A 16597-nucleotide genomic window follows, 5' to 3' on the forward strand; every position below is an offset into this window, starting at 1 on the left:
CCGACCACCGGTCGCGTTGATAACGTCAACGTAGATGTCGACCAGCTTGCCGAGCGGGGTCCGACGTGTCAAGGAGGTCGCACAGTGGCAGACCCGACAGGGACAGTGGCAGACCCGACCGGGCCGGCAGCCGAACAACCGCCGCCGGCACCGGCGGTGCTCACCGAGCGGGAGGACGCCGTCGCCGTCGTCCGGCTCAACCGGCCGGACCGGCGCAACGCGCTCACCACCGACACGATGCACGGCCTGGTGGACGCCCTGGCGGCGGCCGACGCCGACCCGCAGGTCCGGGCGATCGTGCTCACCGGCGGCAGCCACACCTTCGCCTCCGGTGCCGACGTGCGGGAACTGCTCGCCCTCGACACCGCCCGGTACCTGGACTCACCCCGGGTCGGTGCGTGGCGGCGGATCATGTCGGTCGGCACCCCGCTGGTCGCCGCCGTCGCCGGACCGGTCCTCGGCGGCGGCTGCGAGCTGGCCCTCGCCTGCGACCTGGTCGTGGCGGCGGACAACGCGGTGTTCGGCCAGCCGGAGATCCGGCTCGGCATCATGCCCGGCGCCGGCGGCACCCAACGCTGGGCCCGGGTCGCCGGCCGGTTCGTCGCCGCCGAGGTCGTCCTGCTCGGTCGCACCGTGGACGCCTGGCGGGCCCGGGACCTGGGCCTGGTCCACCGGGTCGCGCCGCGCGAGCGGGTGGTGCAGGTCGGTGTCGAGGTCGCCCGGGAACTGGCCGGGTTCGGCCCGATCGCCACCCGACAGGCCCGCGCGGCAGTCCGGGCGACCGAGGAGACCCCGCTCAGCGCCGGGCTGGACCTGGAACGCGCGATGCTGGCCGGGCTGCTCGGCACCGCGGACCGCACCGAGGGGATCACCGCGTTCCTGGACAAGCGCCCGCCCCGGTTCCAGGGCCGGTGAGCACCATCCGCGGGGTGCGGAGCATCCGTGACGAAGGGACCGAGATGAACATCGCCACCGTCGCGGTCGGCGCCGGCGCCGACCTGGCCGACCTGGCCACGGCCGTACGCGACGCGGCGCGGCAGACCGGGCTGGCCGCCGTCCTGGTGGAGGTCGCCGGGGAGGCGCTGGACCCGCGGGGCGACCAGGTCGCCGCCGGCGGTGCCGCCGCCCGGTTGCGCGCCGCGCTGCGCCGGGCGGCGGCACCGACCGTCCTGGCGGTGACCGGCCCGGTCGGCGGCGCCGGGCTGGCCGCGCTGCTGCACTTCGACGTCGTGCTTTCCGCACCGACCAGCACCTTCACCGCCGGCGACCCGGACAGCGGGGCACTGCTCGCCAGCGACCTGGCCGGCTTGCTGACCCGGCGGGTCGGGGCGGGACGGGCCCGGCAGTTGGTGCTCACCGGCCGGTTCCTCGGCGCCGCCACCGCACTGGACTGGGGTCTGGTCGCCGGGGTCGACCCGCAGTGCGCCGACCGGGCCGGTGAGCTGGCCCGGTCCTGGGCCGACTCCCCGGGCGCCGGGCTGGCGCTGCGGGCCCTGGACGCGGCGCAGCGGCTGCCCGCCGCCGACGCCGCTGGCTACGCCCGTGACCTGCTGCCACTGCTCGCACCGGCCCCGGCGGAGGACACCCGGTCAGACCGGTGACGGGAACAGCCCCGCCCGACTGAGCCGGCCCGGGGCGGTGATGCCCAACGCGGCGGCCAGCCAACGGGCGTCGTCCAACACCGTCGGCAGGTCCAGGCCCACGTCGACGCCCATCCGGCTCAGGGTGTAGGTGAGGTCCTCGGTGGCCACGTTGCCGGTGGCGGCCGGCGCGAACGGGCAGCCGCCGATCCCGGCCAGGCTGGCGTCCAGGGCGGTGACCCCGGACCGCACCGCCGCCACCGCGTTGGCCACCCCGGTGCTGCGGGTGTCGTGGAAGTGCGCCCGCAACGGCAGGCCGGGGGCCAGCGCGGCGGCCAGGCCGAAGCGCTCCTCCACGTCCGTCGGCACCGCCACCCCGATCGTGTCGGCCAGCACCAGCTCGTCCGGTGATTCGGCGAGCACCGCGCGCAGCACGGTCGCCAGGCGTGCGACCGGGACCTCGCCCTCGAACGGGCAGCCGAACGCCGCCCCGACCGTCACCGCGACCCGTACCCCGTCGGCGGCGGCCCGGCGGCGGACGGCTGTCATCGCCCGCAGCGCCGCCGTCACCGGCATCCCCTGGTTCCGTCCGCTGAACGTATCGGTGGCGAGCACCACCATGTTGACCTCGGTGAAACCGGCGTCGCGGGCCCGCAGGTAGCCGCGCTCGTTGAGCACCAGGGCGGTGTAGCGCACCCCGGGGCCGGGGTCGGGCAGACCGGCGGCCACCTGCTCGGCGTCGGCCATCTGCGGTACCCGGTCCGGGCGGACGAAGGCGGTGACCTCGATGCGCCGTGCACCGTGGCGGACCGCCCGGCGGACCAGTTCGAGCTTGTCACCGGTCGGCAGCAGGGTGGCCTCGTTCTGCAGCCCGTCCCGGGGCGCCACCTCGACGATCTCGACCATGACCACTCCCTGCTGTTGCGTCAACGTTTACGTGGACTGTATAACATCAGACATGACGCACGCGCCGCCGGACGGCACCCCGGACACCGCACCGCCACTGGCCGGAGTGCGGGTCATCGAGATGGGCTCCCTGATCGCCGGCCCGTTCTGCGGGCAGCTTCTCGCCGACCACGGCGCCGAGGTGATCAAGATCGAGCCGCCGGGCGTCGGCGACCCGATGCGCGAATGGGGACGGGAGAAGTCCGACGGACGGTCGCTGTGGTGGCCGATCATCGCCCGCAACAAGAAGTCGATCACCCTCGACCTGCGCACCGGGGACGGCCAGCAGATCGCCCGCGATCTGCTGGCCGACGCGGACGTGCTGCTGGAAAACTTCCGGCCCGGCACCGTGGAGAAGTGGGGACTCGGCTTCGACCAGCTGACCAGGATCAACCCCGGGTTGGTCATGGTCCGGGTCTCCGGGTTCGGCCAGCACGGACCGTACGCCGAGCGACCCGGCTACGGCGCGATCGCCGAGGCGATGGGCGGCCTGCGGTACGTCGTCGGCGATCCGTCCACCCCGCCCAGCCGGGTCGGCATCAGCCTCGGCGACTCCCTCGCCGCGACATTCGCCACCCTCGGCACCCTGCTGGCGCTGCGCGCCCGGGACCGCACCGGCACCGGCCAGGTCGTCGACGCCGCGATCTACGAAGCGGTCCTCGCGCTGATGGAGTCCCTGGTGCCCGAGTACGGGCTGGCCGGCTTCGTCCGCGAACGCAGCGGACCGATCCTGCCCAACGTGGCACCGTCGAACGTCTACCCCACCAGCGACGGCGCGATGGTGCTGATCGCCGCGAACCAGGACACCGTCTTCCGGCGGCTGGCCGCTGCGATGGGCCGCCCGCAGCTCGGCACCGACGAGCGGTACGCCAGCCACACCGCCCGGGGCCGGCACCAGGCCGAGCTGGACGCCCAGATCGCCGACTGGACCCGGACCCTCAGCGTGGACGCCCTCACCGAGACGCTGATCGCCCATTCGGTACCGGTCGGCAAGATCTACCGGGCGCCGGAGATGCTCACCGACCCGCACTTCCAGGCCCGCCGGACCATCGTCTCGGTCGACGATCCGGCGCTGGGCGCGGTGCCGATGCAGAACGTGTTCCCCCGGCTGGACCGCACCCCCGGCGTGGTCCGGCACACCGGCCCGGCACTCGGCGCCCACAACGACGAGATCTACCGCGGTCTGCTCGCGATGACCGACGAGCGGTACGCACGGCTGCGGGCCGGCGGCGTCATCTGACGGTGGCACCGCCGGGTCGGCGTCAGTCCAGCGGCGCCGGTGGCCCATAGCGCGCTTGACGACACCTCAGCCGTGGTGCAGCAGCGCACCGGCGGCGCCGACGAGCGTGGCGCCGCCGTCCAGGGCGATCAGCTGGCCGGTGATCCACTCCCCCGCCGGTCCGGCCAGGAAGGCGACCAGCTCGGCCACCTCGTCCGGGGTGGTGGCCCGGCCCAGCGGCGTACGGCGCAGCACCTCCGCCAGCGCGGCGTCGGTGAGTTCGTGGCGTACCCCGTCGGTCAGCACGGTGCCCGGCGCCAGGCAGTTGAGCCGGATCCCGTCGGCGGACCAGCGGTCGGCCAGTGACCGGGTCAGGCCCAGCACTGCGGCGCGGGCGGCGGCCGAGTGGGCCAGGCCCGCGATGCCGGCCTCCGGCACGGACAGCGACACGTTCACCACCCGACCGTGGCCACGCGCGGCGAGCCACGGATGCGCCGCGCCAGTCAGCCGGGTGACCGCCGTCAGATTCAGGTCGGCCACCGCGGCGAAGCCCCGGGGGGAGATCCCGGTGGCCGGGGCGACGAACTGCCCGCCCGCGTTGTTGACCAGGATGTCCAGGCCGTACCGGCGGCCGACCTCGGCGATCAGGTCGGTGACCTGCTCCGGACGACGCACGTCCAGCGGCCGGGCGACGAAACGGCCCGGTGCGGCCAGCCCGGCGGTGCCGGCCAGTGGCTGCGGCCGCCGCCCGACACCGACCACCAGGGCACCGAGGCCGGCCAGCCGCAGCGCGACCGCCCGGCCGATACCGGTGCCGGCACCGGTGACCAGCGCGGTCCGGCCGGCGAGCAGACCGGTGCGCAGCACCTGCGGATCGGCGTCCGTCACGGCCGGGCCAGCCCGGCGACCAGGCCGCCGTCGACCGGCAGCAACGCCCCGGTGACGTAGCTGGCGGCGTCCGAGGCGAGCCAGCAGACCACCTCGGCGATCTCCTGCGGCTCGGCGGCCCGCCCGATCGGGTGTGTCGCCTCCAGCGCGGTGGTGTCGAACCGGACGATCGGCGTGCGGACCAGGCCGGGACAGACCGCGTTGACCCGGATACCGGCGGCGGCGTACTCGATCGCAGCCGTCCTGGTCAGTCCGGCGATGCCGTGTTTGCTGGCCACGTACGCGGCCGACGCCGGCACCCCGCGCAACGCGGCACCGGACGCGGTGTTGACGATCGACCCGCCGCCGCCCTGGGCCAGCAGCTGGGCGATCTCGACGCGCAGGCAGTGGAAGGTGCCGGTGAGGTTCACCGCCAGCACCCGCTCCCAGACGTGTGCCGGGTAGTCGGCGGTGTCGGCGAACACACCGGTCACCCCGGCGTTGTTGTGCGCGACGTCGAGCCGGCCGAACCGGCGGACCACCGCGGCGACCATCGCCGCGACGGAGTCGGCGTCGGCGATGTCGACCGGATGCGCCACGGCGGCCGGGCCGATCGCCGCCGCGACGGACTCGGCGGCCGTCAGGTCACGGTCGGCGACCAGCACCCGGGCACCGGCCGCCGCCAGCCGGTACGCGGTCGCCGCGCCGATTCCGGACCCGCCGCCGGTGACCAGCGCCACCCGGTCGGTCAGGTCGGGACCGGTCGGACGGCCACCGCCGGTGGCCGGTGCCGGTGCGGCCCGGCTCACCGGCCGGCCCCGGTCGCCCGGGGCGGTCTGCTGCCGGACGCCGCGGCGCGGCACCGGCCGGCGGTCAGGACTTCGGTGCCAGGCTGGACAAGGCCAGCTCGATGAAGATCTCGCCGAAGTCGGCCAGGCTGCGCGGCCCGTCCGGGTCGAACCAGCGGTAGGTCCAGTTGAACATCCCGACGATGCCGAGCACTGCCACATTCGGGTCGACGTCGGAGCGGAACTCGCCGCTGGCCGCGCCGTCGGTGATCACCTTCGTCAACAGCCGGCCCCACAGGTCGGCGTTGCGCTGGATGTCGGTCACCTCGTCGCCGGTCATCACCTTGTGGATGTTCTCGCCGACGAAGATGAACAGTTCCGGGCGGCGTTCCATCGCGTGTACGTAGGCCCGTAGCCCTCGGGCGAGCTTCTCCCGGGGCGGCGTCGGCTCGGCGACGATCTGCTCCAGCTCCACGCGCATCTGCTCGATCGGCTGATGCAGCAGCGAAACGAGCAGCTCTTCCTTCGTGCCGACGTAGTAGTAGAGCGTGGCCCGGTTGATGCCGACCTCGGTGGCCACGTCCTCCAGGGTGGTCTGGGCGTAGCCGAGCCGCTGGAACACCCGGGCCGCCCCGTCCAGGACCTCCTGCCAGCGGGCGTCGGACTTGCGGCCGCTGGCCAGCCTGCGCTCCATCCGCCGACGAGCGATGTCGCTGGCTGCCGTCCGGTTGCGTTCCCGGGTCGCCACGGGCGCCACACTCCTCCAGCACGACCGACCAGAGTCGATCTATGAACAGTAGCGTTGATGATAGCGCAGCGCGTCGGACAGTGGTCATCGGGTACGCAGCGTCCGCTTGAGGACCTTGCCGCTGGCGTTGCGGGGCAACGCCTCCTCGACCCGGAACACGGCCGGGATCTTGTACCCGGCGAGCCGGGTCCGGCAGTACTCCCGGACGGCGTCCTCGTCGAAGGCGCCACCGGGGTTGAGCACCAGGTGCGCCCGGACGATCTCGCCCCACCGCTCGTCCGGCACCCCGACCACCGAGACCTCCTGCACCGTCGGAAGCTCCGACAGCACCTGCTCGATCTCGATCGGGTAGATGTTCTCCCCACCTCTGATGATCATGTCCTTCTTGCGGCCGGACAGGTAAAGGTAGCCCTCGTCATCGCGCCAGGCCATGTCACCGCCGCGGAACCAGCCGTCTACCAGCACCCGGTCGGTCTCGTCCGGCATGCCGAGGTAGCCGGCCATCACCGCGTCGGACCGGGTGACGATCTCACCGACCGTGCCGTCCGGGACCTCGTTCAGGTCGTCGTCGCACAGCCGCAGGTCGACACCCATGCCCGGTTTGCCGATCGAGCCGAGCAGATGCTCGTTGCCGGCCACCGCACGGCGGTGGTCCTGCGGGGTCAGCACGGTCTGCAGACCGGCCTCGGTGCCGGCGCCGAACATGTTCATGAAGTCGCACCGGAACGTGTCCATCGCCCGGCGCAGCAGGGTCGGCGACATCGGCGCCGCCCCGTACGCGATGGACAGCAGCCGGTCGTAGCTGGCGTCGCGCACGTCCGGCTGCTGCAGCAGCATGTCGATCATCGTCGGGACCAGGAAGACGCCGTTGAGCACATCGCGGCGCAGCCACTTGAGGACGGTGACCGGGTCGAACGCCGGCAGGATCAGCGACGGGAAACCGCGGGCCACCCCGGCCAGCACGTAGCCCATCCCGGCGACGTGGTACAGCGGCGCCGGCGAGTAGTGGAACGAGTCCGCCGGCAGCCGCCGCTCGAGGATGCACTGAAACACCAGATGCTTGGTCATCCGCTGGTGGTGCATCACGCCCTTGGGCAGGGCGGTGGTGCCGCTGGTGAACGCCAGGCACATGATCTCATCGTCGCCGAACGGGGTGTCGATCTCGACGTCGTCACCGGCGGCCACCAGCTCCTCGTACCCCCGGTCGGCCGCCGCGGTCTTCTCGTACGACACCGTGTAGCGCAGCGTCGGCACGTCGACCGACTCGACCATGGCGGCGTACCGCTCACTGAAGAACAGCACCTTCGCCTCGGCGGTACGCAGCAGCATCTGCAGCTCCGGCTGGGCCAGCCGGAAGTTCAGCGGCACGTAGACCGCGCCGAGCTTCATGCAGGCCAGCAGGGTCTCCATGTAGCAGTGCGAGTCGGTGGCGAACAGCGCCACCCGGTCGCCCTTGCCGACACCCATCCGGCGCAGTTCGTTGGCGACCCGGTTGACCCGGCTGTTCACCTGGGCGAACGAGTACGAGTCGGTGTCAGTGACAAAGCAGGCCCGACCCGGCGTGTTCCGGGCATGCAGCCGGACCCAGTCCGCCGCCCGGCTGGTGCGCTGCGTGGACATCAGCCACCCCCTCGGTACCTAGGAGAACTCGGGCAGCACGTGCTTGCCCAGCAGCTCGATCGACTTCATGACCTTCTCGTGCGGGATGTTGTACGGCTGGACGAGGCAGAGCAGCAGATCGGTCCCCACCGCCTCGTACCGTTTGGCCATCTCGACACACTGATCGGGGTTGCCGACGATCACCGCGTCGTTGTCGAGCAGGTAGTCGAAGGTCAGCGAGTCCAGGTCGATCCCGCCGAGCAGCTTCCTGGCGTACTCGTAGCTGCCCAACTGCGCGCCGTCCTTCCAGTCGCCGAGCTCGGCGACGGACTTCAGCGACGTCTGCACGTACCAGCCGAAGCAGTCCCGCGCCGCCGCGTACGCCTCCTCGGTGGTCTGGGCGCAGTGCACCTGGGTGAAGGTGGCGATCTGCTCGTTGACGTACGCCCCGACCGGTTTGGCGCGCCGGATTCCGTCCCGGTACCGGTTGAACCGTTTGACCAGGGTCTCCGGTGCGGCGGCCACCGAGAACGACAACAGCCCCAGCCCTTTCTCGCCGATCAGCTCGTGGCTGTCGGCGCTGGACGAGGCACCCCACAGCGGCGGGTGCGGGCGCTGCATCGGCTTGGGCACCACCCCGCGCGGCGGCAGCTTGAAATGCTCGCCGTCCCAGGAGAACTCCTCCTGGGTCCAGCAGCCCATGATGACCTCCAGGGCCTCCTCCCACATCGGCCGGGTGTCGGTCGGGTCGATGCCGAACCCTTCCAGCTCGGTACGGGTACCGGAGCGGCCGGTGCCGAACTCCAGGCGGCCGCCGGAGAGCACGTCGACGGTGGCGGCCGCCTCGGCGGCGCGCACCGGATGGTTGTACGGGAACGGCAGCAGCCGTACGCCGTGCCCGATCCGGATGTTCTTCGTCTTCGCCGCGATCGCGCCGTAGAGCACGCCCGGCGCCGACGAGAACGAGTACTCGTCGAGGAAGTGGTGTTCGACGGTCCAGACGCTGTGGAAGCCGAGCTTGTCGGCGAGCACGATCTGGTCGAGGACGTTCTGGAACGCCACGTAGGCGCTGCGGTCGTCCCACGGGCGGGGCACCGCGATCTCGTACATCAGGGCGAACTTCATCCGATGTCTCCCTCGTGCAACGGGTACGCCGCCACGCCCAGGTCGTACGCGACCAGTTCGCCGGTCATCGAGAAGGTGACGTACAGCTGACCGTCGCCGATGCAGCAGTTGGTGGGCTGGGCGCCGGGTGGGGTGTCGATGGTGTCCCGGACCGAGCCGTCCGGTCCGATGACCACGACGACATGCCCGACGCTGCCGCACACGTACAGGTTGCCGTCGGTGTCGAAGCAGAAGCCGTCCGGTGAGCCGGCCGGCAGCTTGGCGAAGACCTGCGGGTCGCCGAGCCCGGTACCGGGCGTGTGGTCGAACACCAGGATCCGCCGGGTCAGCGACTGGGCCAGGTACAGCCGTCCGTCCGGGCCGAACGCGATGCCGTTGGGCATCGCGGGGACCTCGGCGACCTGCTGCACCGTGCCGTCGGCGGACACCGCGACGATCCGGCCAGGCTTGAGGTCGCGCAGGTTCTCCCAGTTGTGCGAGTCGGTGACGTACAGCCGACCGTCGGGGCCGAAGCACAGGTCGTTGGGCCGGTGCGGGGCCGGACCGGGAAGGTCGGCGACGACCGTGCTGACGGTGCCGTCGGCGGCGACCTTCTGCACGCGGCCGTCGAACGGTTCGGGCGCGTGCCAGTATCCGCCGGTCCGGGTGGCCGACAGGCCACCGTTGTTGGCCACGTACACCGCGCCGCTGGCACCCCGCGCGCTGCCGTTGGGGCCGCCGCCGAGGTCACCGAGGGTGGACCGGCTCCCGTCTGCGCCGACCCGGGTCAGCCGCTGGCCCTGCATCTCGACCACGGCGACCGCGCCGTCGCCGAGGTGGCTGGGGCCCTCCGGGAAGTCGAGGCCGCCGGTGACCACCCGGGGTGTCCAGGAGGTCACGACGTCACCTGCGCCGGCTCGAGCGCCTTGAGCCGGGGCATCACCTCGGCGGCGAACAGCCGCAGGTTGTGCTCGGCGGTCTGCGGCGACATGCCGGCGAACGAGAAGACCCCGTTGAACCCGTCGTTGCCGACCTTGGACCGGATGTCGACGATCCGCTCGTAGCACTGCTCCGGGGTGCCCCAGATCTGCAGTTCGATGAAGTTGTCGACGACCCGGTCGGAGCCGTGCTTCTGGATGGACCGGGCCAGCTTCTGGTAGTACTCGTAGCCCATCGTGGTGTCGAAGTGCCGGCCGCCGAGTTCGTAGTGGTTGAGCACGTACTCGTAGTAGCCGCCGATGTACTCCTGGGCCATGTCGCGGGCCTTGACCGGGTCCTCGTCACAGCAGACCCAGCCGGTGACCAGCGGGGCCGGCGCGTCGACGCCCTTGAGTTCCTTGAAGGTGGCCCGGTAGGCGTCCAGGTCGTCGGCCACCTCCATCCAGTCCTTCTGCGGGTTGATCAGGATGCCGGCGCCGACGTCGGCCATGATCCGTACCGACTCCGGGGAGACGGCGGCGGCGTAGAGCCGGTCCCGGAAGCTGCGCGTCGGGCGGGGCCGCAGCTCACGCCGGGGAATGTTGTAGTACTTGCCCTCGTACTCCAGCACGCCGGTCTCGAGGGCCTGCATGATGATCTGCGCGGCCTCGACGAAGCGCTCCCGCGACTCGCCCATCGGCACCCGCATCCCGTCGAACTCGATGCGGCCCAGGCCACGTCCCATGCCGAAGACGAACCGGCCGTTGGAGATGATGTCGAGCACGGCGACCTGTTCGGCCACCCGCACCGGGTCGTGCCAAGGCAGGATCACCGCGCCGGAACCGAGCTGCACCCGTTCGGTGCGCCCGGCCAGGTAGGTGAGGAACTGCAGGACGTCGGGGCACATGGTGTACGACGTGAAGTGGTGCTCCACGCCCCAGATGGCGTCGAACCCGAGCGGCTCGGCGAGGTCGGCGAGCCGCAGCTCGTTGTGGTAGATCTCCTCGTCGGTCGCGTTCTCGTGACCTTCGAAGATGCAGGTCATCCCTACACGCATCGGGCTTCAGCCTCCAGTGGACGGATCGGGGGCGGCGTCGGGTGCCGCGAGCTGCTGGTACCGGCCGTGGCAGAAGACCAGCGGTCGGCCCTGGGCGCGGACGTCGAGGTTGCGCACCCGGCCCAGTACGAACAGGTGGTCGCCGGCCGGGTGGCAGCGCTCGAAGACGCAGTCGAACCAGGCGAGCGCGCCGTCGATCACCGGGGATCCGGTCTCGGCCGCGGGCCGCCAGTCGACGCCGTCGAACTTGCGACCACCGGATCGGGCGAAGCCGCGGCACAACTGCTCATGCTCCTCACCGAGCACGTTGACGCAGAACGTCCCGACCGGGACCATCAGCGGCCAGGTGCTCGAGGTGCGGGCCGGCAGGAAGCCCACCAGGGGCGGGTCGAGCGACGCGGAGACGAACGAGCCGACGGTCAGACCGACCGGCCCCTGCCTGGTCATCGCGGTGACCACCGTCACGCCGGTGGGCACGTGACCCATCACGTGCCGGAAGCGCTCCGCGGTGAATGGATTGATCCGGGCCGGGCGGATCGGGGTGTCGACCACCATCTACCTCGCCTCCAACATCCTCGGGGTTCCCGGTCAGGCGGACTCGATGACATGCACGTCACCGCTGATGTTGACGGAAGGCTAGCATCGCACCGGACCCTGCGTCAACAGCAGTGCTGACAATCCAATTCAACCCCGGCGGGGCGTTCCGAACGGCGGCCAACTGTGTTAACACTAGTGTTTACGCGATGCCCGGTCCGTACCCGACCTGCGGCGACGCCGCGGTCCGCGACCGCCGACCCAACCCAGAGGAGAGCGAGATGGAGCTGGCAACGCAGCGGGCACCCGACCCGGCGGGCATCCACCCCGGCCCGGTCGACGTGGACCCTGACCCGGCCGACATCCACCCCGACCTGGCGGACATCGATGCCGACCTGGCGGTGGAGATGCTGCGCCGGATGCTGCGGGTGCGGCGGTTCGAGGAAGCCACCATCGACCTGTTCCACGCCGGCGAACTACCCGCCATGGTGCACCTGAGCATCGGCCAGGAAGCCGCGATCGTCGGCGCCTGCCTGGCCACCGGCGTCGACGACTACATGACCGGCAACCACCGCTCGCACGGGCACCCGATCGCCAAGGGTGCCCGGCTGGACCGGCTGATGGCCGAACTGCTGGGCCGCGCCGACGGCGTCTGCAAAGGCAAGGGCGGCAGCATGCACCTGGCCGACTTCTCCGTCGGCAGCCTCGGCGAGTCCGGCATCGTCGGCTCCGCCATCCCGGTCGCCACCGGCGCCGGCCTCGCCGCCGATGTCCTCGGCGACGGGCGGGTCTGCCTGTGCTTCTTCGGCGACGGCGCCGCCAACGAAGGCGTCTTCCACGAGTCGCTCAACCTGGCCGCCGTCTGGAAGCTCCCGGTCGTCTACCTCTGTGAGAACAACGGGTACGCGGTCAGCGTGCGCGCCGACGATCTCACCTCGGTACCGGACATCGCCACCCGGGCGCTCGCCTACGGCATCCCCGGGGTGGTGGTCGACGGCCAGGACGTCACCGCCACGTACCGGGCGGTCGCCGCCGCGGTCGCCCGGGCCCGCGCCGGCGACGGACCCAGCATCGTGGAGACCAAGACCTACCGGTTCCACGAACACGCGTACGGGCTGAAGCTGCGCGAGGCGTACCGCGACGACGCCGAGGTCGGCACGTGGAGCGCCGACCGCGACCCGATCAGCCTGTTCACCGCCCGGCTGCTCGCCGACGGGCGGACCGACCCGGCCCGGATCGACGCGGTACGCGCCGAGGTCGACGCCGAGATCACCGAAGCGGTCGAGTTCGCCCGGCGCAGCCCCTACCCGGAGCCGGCCGAGGCGTACCGGGACCTGTACCACGAGCCGGAAGGAGCGGGCGCGTGAGCGCGGGCACCGCGTCGGCACCGACCCGACGCCGCAGCGCCGAACTGGGCTTCCTGCAGGCCATCCAGCAGGCCCAGCAGGAGGAGATGGCCCGCGACGAACGGGTCATCCTGATGGGCCAGGACCTGCGGGCCAACGTCTTCGGCGCGGCCGCCGGCTTCCTCGCCGAGTTCGGCCCGGCCCGGGTACGCGACCTGCCGCTGTCCGAGGCGGCCAGCGTCGGGATGGCCGCCGGCGCCGCGATGGCCGGCCTACGGCCGATCGTCGATCTGACCGTGGCCAGCTTCATGTTCGGCGCGATGGACCAGTTCATCAGCCAGGTGGCCAAGAGCCGCTACATGTTCGGCGGGCAGGCCCGGCTCCCGGTGGTGTACCGGCAGGCACTGTATTACCACGGCGGCACCGCGGCACACCACGCTGACCGCCCCTACCCGATGTTCATGAACGTGCCCGGTCTGAAGATCATCGTGCCGAGCAACGGACCGGACCTCAAAGGCCTGCTCAAGACGGCGATCCGGGACGACAACCCGGTGCTGTGCTTCGAGGACGCCAACCTGTGGGGCCGCCGCGGCCGAGGGCCGGCACCGGCCGACGACGAACATCTGGTCCCGTTCGGCGTCGCCGCGGTCCCCCGGGCCGGCACCGACGTGACCGTGATCGGCATCGGCGGCGGGGTGAAACTCGCTCTGGAGGCTGCCGACCAGCTCGCCGCCGACGGCATCTCCGTCGAGGTCGTCGACCCGCGCACCCTGGTCCCGATGGACTGGTCGACGATCGTCGCCTCGGTGTCCAGAACCGGCCGCGCCGTCGTCGTCGACCCGGCCAACCGCACCTGCAGCGCCGCCAGCGAGATCGCCGCCCACCTGGTCGAGGAGGCGTTCGACGTGCTGCGCGCACCGGTGCGGCGGGTCACCACCGACGACATCCACGTGCCGTTCAGCCCGGCGCTGGAAAAGCAGATCTACCCGTCCACAGACAAGATCGTCGCGGCGGTACGCCGCACGCTCGGAGAGAGGTGAACATGGAGACCGAGGTGCGTCTGCCGCAGTTCGGCATGGGCATGTCCGAGGCCGAGGTGATGCAGTGGTACGCCGCCGACGGCGACCGGGTCGAGGAGGGCACCGACCTGGTCGAGGTGGAGGCGGAGAAGGCCCGCGAGGTGCTCGCCGCACCGGCCAGCGGCACACTGCGGATCACCGCCCAGCCCGGCGACGTCGTCGAGGTCCGTACCGTCCTCGGCGTCATCGTCGGCGACACGCCGTGACCAGCCCACCCGGCCGGACCGGCGCCGGGAGCGAAACCAACACCGCGGCCGGGACCGGGACCGGGACGACGGTAGCCGCGCCCGCCGACCCCCGCGGGCCCGGCGAACTGGTCCGCCCGGACGGGCTGCGCCGCCGGATCGCCGCTCACATGGTCAGGTCCCTGGCGACCAGCCCGCACGCGGCGATGGCCGTCGAGGTCCGCTTCGACGCCGTCGAAGCCGACCGGGCCACCCGCGGCGACCGACCACCAGGGATGCTCGCCTACCTGGCCCGGGCCACCGCGCAGGCGTTGACCGAGTTCCCGATGGCGAACGCCAGCTGGGAGGAGGCCGGAATCCGGGTCTTCGAGCAGGTCAACCTCGGCATCGCGGTCGACCTGCGACACGAAGGCCTGGTCGTGCCGGTCGTACACCGCGCCAACGAACTCGACCTGACCACCCTGCACGACCGGATCACCGACGTCACCGCCCGCGCCCACCAGCGCCGGCTCGGCGTCACCGACATGACCGGCGGCACCTTCACCCTCTCCAGCCTGGGACGGTCCGGCACCCTGTTCACCGTCCCGGTGATCAACCAGCCGCAGGCCGCCATCCTGTCCTTCGACAGCGTCGCCGACCGGCCGGTCGTCGTCCGCGACGGCGGCCGGCCCCGACTGGACGTCGGCCGGGTCGCCGTGCTGACCGCCTCGTTCGACCACCGGGTCTTCGACGGCGCGTACTGCGCCGCCTTCCTCGGCCGGCTCCGGCACCTGGTCGAATCGGCCGCCGACCAGCGGTAGTCGTCACCACCAGGGGATACGCCGGGCGGGACGGTTCCGCGCCGGCCCGCCCGGCGGTAGGTTCGGACCGAACCTGTGTGACGACGACGTTTCAGGAGGGTTCCGATGAGCCAACACGTCCGGGGTGTGATCTCCCGGAGCACCGGTACGCCGGTCGAGGTCGCCACGATCGTCGTACCGGACCCCGGCCCGGGCGAGGCGGTGGTGCGGGTGCAGGCCTGCGGTGTCTGCCACACCGACCTGCACTACCGCGACGGCGGCATCAGCGACGACTACCCGTTCCTGCTCGGCCACGAGGCGGCCGGCATCGTCGAACAGGTCGGTGACGGGGTGACCGACGTCGCCCCCGGCGACTTCGTGGTGCTGAACTGGCGCGCCGTCTGCGGCACCTGCCGGGCCTGCGTCCGGGGCCGACCCTGGTACTGCTTCGCCACCCACAACGCCACCCGGAAGATGACACTGACCGACGGCACCGTGCTCTCCCCCGCGCTGGGCATCGGCGCCTTCGCCGAGAAGACCCTGGTGCACGCCGGCCAGTGCACCAAGGTGGACCCGGCGGCCCGGCCGGCCGCCGTCGGCCTGCTCGGCTGCGGAGTGATGGCCGGGCTGGGCGCCGCGATCAACACCGGCGGCGTCGGCCGAGGCGACTCCGTCGCGGTCATCGGCTGCGGCGGCGTCGGCGACGGCGCGATCGCCGGGGCCGCCCTGGCCGGTGCGACGACCATCATCGCCGTCGACACCGACCCTCGGAAACTCGACTGGGCGCGCGGCTTCGGCGCCACCCACACCGTCGACGCCCGGCAGACCGACGTGGTCGAACGGATCCAGGAGCTCACCGGCGGGTTCGGCGCCGATGTCGTCATCGACGCGGTCGGCCGCCCGGAAACCTGGAAACAGGCGTTCTACGCCCGGGACCTGGCCGGCACCGTCGTCCTGGTCGGCGTACCAACCCCGCAGATGCGCGTCGAACTGCCGCTGCTGGACGTGTTCGGTCGCGGCGGCGCGCTCAAATCCAGCTGGTACGGCGACTGCCTGCCGTCGCGCGACTTCCCGATGCTGACCGAACTGTACCGGCAGGGCCGCCTCGACCTCGACGCCTTCGTCACCGAGGAGATCCCGCTCGACCAGGTCGAGCAGGCCTTCGACAAGATGCACCACGGCGACGTGCTCCGCTCGGTCGTGGTGTTCTGATGACCACCCGGATCGACCACACCGTCACGTCCGGGACGTTCTCCCTGGACGGGCAGACCTTCGACGTCGACAACAACGTCTGGGTGGTCGGCGACGACACCGAATGCGTGGTGATCGACGCCCCGCACGACGTCGAGGCGATCCGCGCCGTCGTCGGCGCGCGTACCGTCCGGGCGATCGTCGCCACCCACGCCCACGACGACCACGTACGGGTCGCGGCGCGCCTGGCCGACGAGACCGGCGCACCGGTGCTGCTGCATCCGGCCGACCGGGTGCTCTGGGACCAGGTCCACCCGCACCGGCCCCCGGACGCCGCGCTGGCCGACGGTCAGCAGCTCACCGTCGGCGGCACCACGCTGCGGATCCTGCACACCCCGGGGCACAGCCCCGGTGCCTGCTGCCTGTCCGCGCCCGAGCTGGGCGTGGTGTTCACCGGCGACACGCTGTTCGCCGGCGGCCCGGGAGCCACCGGCCGCTCCTACAGCGACTTCGGCACGATCGTCGCGTCCATCCGCGACCGGCTGTTCACCCTGCCGGACGACACGATCGTGTACACCGGACACGGCGACAGCACCACGATCGGCACCGAACGGCCGCACCTCGACGAGTGGATCGCCCGCGGCCACTGACCGGCATT

18 protein-coding genes are annotated in these 16597 nt (G+C 71.9%); 9 read left to right on the forward strand and 9 right to left on the reverse strand.

The window, feature by feature from the left end; all coding sequences use genetic code 11:
* Positions 1-84 precede the first annotated feature (84 nt).
* Together ACN27J_RS04925 and ACN27J_RS04930 are read left to right on the forward strand one after the other, a co-directional pair.
* Positions 85-915 carry an enoyl-CoA hydratase-related protein gene (locus ACN27J_RS04925; RefSeq protein WP_421364005.1) on the forward strand — a complete coding sequence of 277 codons (831 nt, stop codon included), beginning with the start codon at positions 85-87 and terminating at the stop codon, positions 913-915.
* Positions 916-929: 14 nt separating this feature from the next.
* A complete protein-coding gene (locus tag ACN27J_RS04930; protein WP_421364007.1) occupies positions 930-1601 on the forward strand; it encodes an enoyl-CoA hydratase/isomerase family protein in 672 nt (223 codons plus the stop codon).
* On the opposite strand, the gene ACN27J_RS04935 is transcribed toward ACN27J_RS04930, so the two are convergent.
* Positions 1590-2486: a hydroxymethylglutaryl-CoA lyase gene (locus ACN27J_RS04935; protein ID WP_421364009.1), complete on the reverse strand. Its 897-nt coding sequence runs from the start codon at positions 2484-2486 to the stop codon at positions 1590-1592. The two genes, ACN27J_RS04930 and ACN27J_RS04935, sit on opposite strands and share 12 nt — an antisense overlap.
* A 52-nt stretch (positions 2487-2538) precedes the next feature.
* Between ACN27J_RS04935 and ACN27J_RS04940 the strand changes: the two genes are divergently transcribed.
* Entirely contained in the window at positions 2539-3765 is a 1227-nt protein-coding gene (locus ACN27J_RS04940) for a CaiB/BaiF CoA transferase family protein (RefSeq protein ID WP_421364011.1), read from the forward strand.
* Positions 3766-3831: 66 nt separating this feature from the next.
* Here the strand turns inward: ACN27J_RS04940 and ACN27J_RS04945 are convergent, their stop codons facing one another.
* The 8 genes from ACN27J_RS04945 to ACN27J_RS04980 all read right to left on the reverse strand — a co-directional run bounded on the left by ACN27J_RS04945 (position 3832) and on the right by ACN27J_RS04980 (position 11380).
* A complete protein-coding gene (locus ACN27J_RS04945; protein WP_421364013.1) occupies positions 3832-4632 on the reverse strand; it encodes an SDR family NAD(P)-dependent oxidoreductase in 801 nt (266 codons plus the stop codon).
* Positions 4629-5474: an SDR family NAD(P)-dependent oxidoreductase gene (locus tag ACN27J_RS04950; RefSeq protein WP_421364015.1), complete on the reverse strand. Its 846-nt coding sequence runs from the start codon at positions 5472-5474 to the stop codon at positions 4629-4631. Before ACN27J_RS04950 ends, ACN27J_RS04945 begins: the two co-directional genes overlap by 4 nt.
* 10 nt (positions 5475-5484) lie before the next feature.
* The gene (locus tag ACN27J_RS04955; RefSeq protein ID WP_421364017.1) at positions 5485-6147 is read right to left on the reverse strand and encodes a TetR/AcrR family transcriptional regulator; all 663 of its coding nucleotides are present in this window, start codon (positions 6145-6147) and stop codon (positions 5485-5487) included.
* 84 nt (positions 6148-6231) lie between these two features.
* Positions 6232-7767 carry a class I adenylate-forming enzyme family protein gene (locus ACN27J_RS04960; protein ID WP_421364019.1) on the reverse strand — a complete coding sequence of 512 codons (1536 nt, stop codon included), beginning with the start codon at positions 7765-7767 and terminating at the stop codon, positions 6232-6234.
* 18 nt (positions 7768-7785) lie between these two features.
* Positions 7786-8871 (reverse strand): LLM class flavin-dependent oxidoreductase, encoded by a 1086-nt coding sequence (locus ACN27J_RS04965; protein ID WP_421364020.1) that lies wholly within the window; start codon positions 8869-8871, stop codon positions 7786-7788.
* Complete coding sequence (locus ACN27J_RS04970; RefSeq protein ID WP_421364022.1) at positions 8868-9749, reverse strand: SMP-30/gluconolactonase/LRE family protein; 882 nt, start codon at positions 9747-9749, stop codon at positions 8868-8870. Before ACN27J_RS04970 ends, ACN27J_RS04965 begins: the two co-directional genes overlap by 4 nt.
* Positions 9746-10825, reverse strand: coding sequence for an LLM class flavin-dependent oxidoreductase (locus ACN27J_RS04975; protein WP_421364023.1), 1080 nt, complete (start codon positions 10823-10825; stop codon positions 9746-9748). The genes ACN27J_RS04970 and ACN27J_RS04975 overlap by 4 nt, the downstream gene beginning before the upstream one ends.
* Before the next feature lie 6 nt (positions 10826-10831).
* Positions 10832-11380, reverse strand: coding sequence for a flavin reductase family protein (locus tag ACN27J_RS04980; RefSeq protein ID WP_278169209.1), 549 nt, complete (start codon positions 11378-11380; stop codon positions 10832-10834).
* 188 nt (positions 11381-11568) lie between these two features.
* Between ACN27J_RS04980 and ACN27J_RS04985 the strand changes: the two genes are divergently transcribed.
* From ACN27J_RS04985 to ACN27J_RS05010, 6 genes are all read left to right on the forward strand, one after another.
* On the forward strand, positions 11569-12726 hold the full coding sequence (locus ACN27J_RS04985; protein WP_421364024.1) for a thiamine pyrophosphate-dependent dehydrogenase E1 component subunit alpha: 1158 nt from the start codon (positions 11569-11571) through the stop codon (positions 12724-12726).
* Positions 12723-13745 (forward strand): alpha-ketoacid dehydrogenase subunit beta, encoded by a 1023-nt coding sequence (locus tag ACN27J_RS04990; protein WP_421364026.1) that lies wholly within the window; start codon positions 12723-12725, stop codon positions 13743-13745. The genes ACN27J_RS04985 and ACN27J_RS04990 overlap by 4 nt, the downstream gene beginning before the upstream one ends.
* A 2-nt stretch (positions 13746-13747) precedes the next feature.
* On the forward strand, positions 13748-13990 hold the full coding sequence (locus ACN27J_RS04995) for a biotin/lipoyl-containing protein (RefSeq protein ID WP_421364028.1): 243 nt from the start codon (positions 13748-13750) through the stop codon (positions 13988-13990).
* Positions 13987-14769: a 2-oxo acid dehydrogenase subunit E2 gene (locus ACN27J_RS05000; RefSeq protein ID WP_421364030.1), complete on the forward strand. Its 783-nt coding sequence runs from the start codon at positions 13987-13989 to the stop codon at positions 14767-14769. Before ACN27J_RS04995 ends, ACN27J_RS05000 begins: the two co-directional genes overlap by 4 nt.
* Before the next feature lie 105 nt (positions 14770-14874).
* Positions 14875-15960, forward strand: coding sequence for an S-(hydroxymethyl)mycothiol dehydrogenase (locus ACN27J_RS05005; protein WP_421364032.1), 1086 nt, complete (start codon positions 14875-14877; stop codon positions 15958-15960).
* Positions 15960-16589, forward strand: a complete 630-nt coding sequence (locus ACN27J_RS05010; RefSeq protein ID WP_421364034.1) for an MBL fold metallo-hydrolase — start codon at positions 15960-15962, stop codon at positions 16587-16589. The genes ACN27J_RS05005 and ACN27J_RS05010 overlap by 1 nt, the downstream gene beginning before the upstream one ends.
* Positions 16590-16597: the final 8 nt, after the last annotated feature.

Source organism: Solwaraspora sp. WMMB762, assembly GCF_049179115.1.
Lineage (GTDB): Bacteria > Actinomycetota > Actinomycetes > Mycobacteriales > Micromonosporaceae > Micromonospora_E.

Coding starts and splice junctions, on each gene's coding strand:
- ACN27J_RS04935 (WP_421364009.1), bottom strand. CDS start 2,486: ATGGTCGAGATCGTCGAGGTGGCGCCCCGGGACGGGCTGCAGAACGAG.
- ACN27J_RS04940 (WP_421364011.1), top strand. CDS start 2,539: ATGACGCACGCGCCGCCGGACGGCACCCCGGACACCGCACCGCCACTG.
- ACN27J_RS04960 (WP_421364019.1), bottom strand. CDS start 7,767: ATGTCCACGCAGCGCACCAGCCGGGCGGCGGACTGGGTCCGGCTGCAT.
- ACN27J_RS04965 (WP_421364020.1), bottom strand. CDS start 8,871: ATGAAGTTCGCCCTGATGTACGAGATCGCGGTGCCCCGCCCGTGGGAC.
- ACN27J_RS04975 (WP_421364023.1), bottom strand. CDS start 10,825: ATGCGTGTAGGGATGACCTGCATCTTCGAAGGTCACGAGAACGCGACC.
- ACN27J_RS04980 (WP_278169209.1), bottom strand. CDS start 11,380: ATGGTGGTCGACACCCCGATCCGCCCGGCCCGGATCAATCCATTCACC.
- ACN27J_RS04985 (WP_421364024.1), top strand. CDS start 11,569: ATGCCCGGTCCGTACCCGACCTGCGGCGACGCCGCGGTCCGCGACCGC.
- ACN27J_RS04995 (WP_421364028.1), top strand. CDS start 13,748: ATGGAGACCGAGGTGCGTCTGCCGCAGTTCGGCATGGGCATGTCCGAG.
- ACN27J_RS05005 (WP_421364032.1), top strand. CDS start 14,875: ATGAGCCAACACGTCCGGGGTGTGATCTCCCGGAGCACCGGTACGCCG.
- ACN27J_RS05010 (WP_421364034.1), top strand. CDS start 15,960: ATGACCACCCGGATCGACCACACCGTCACGTCCGGGACGTTCTCCCTG.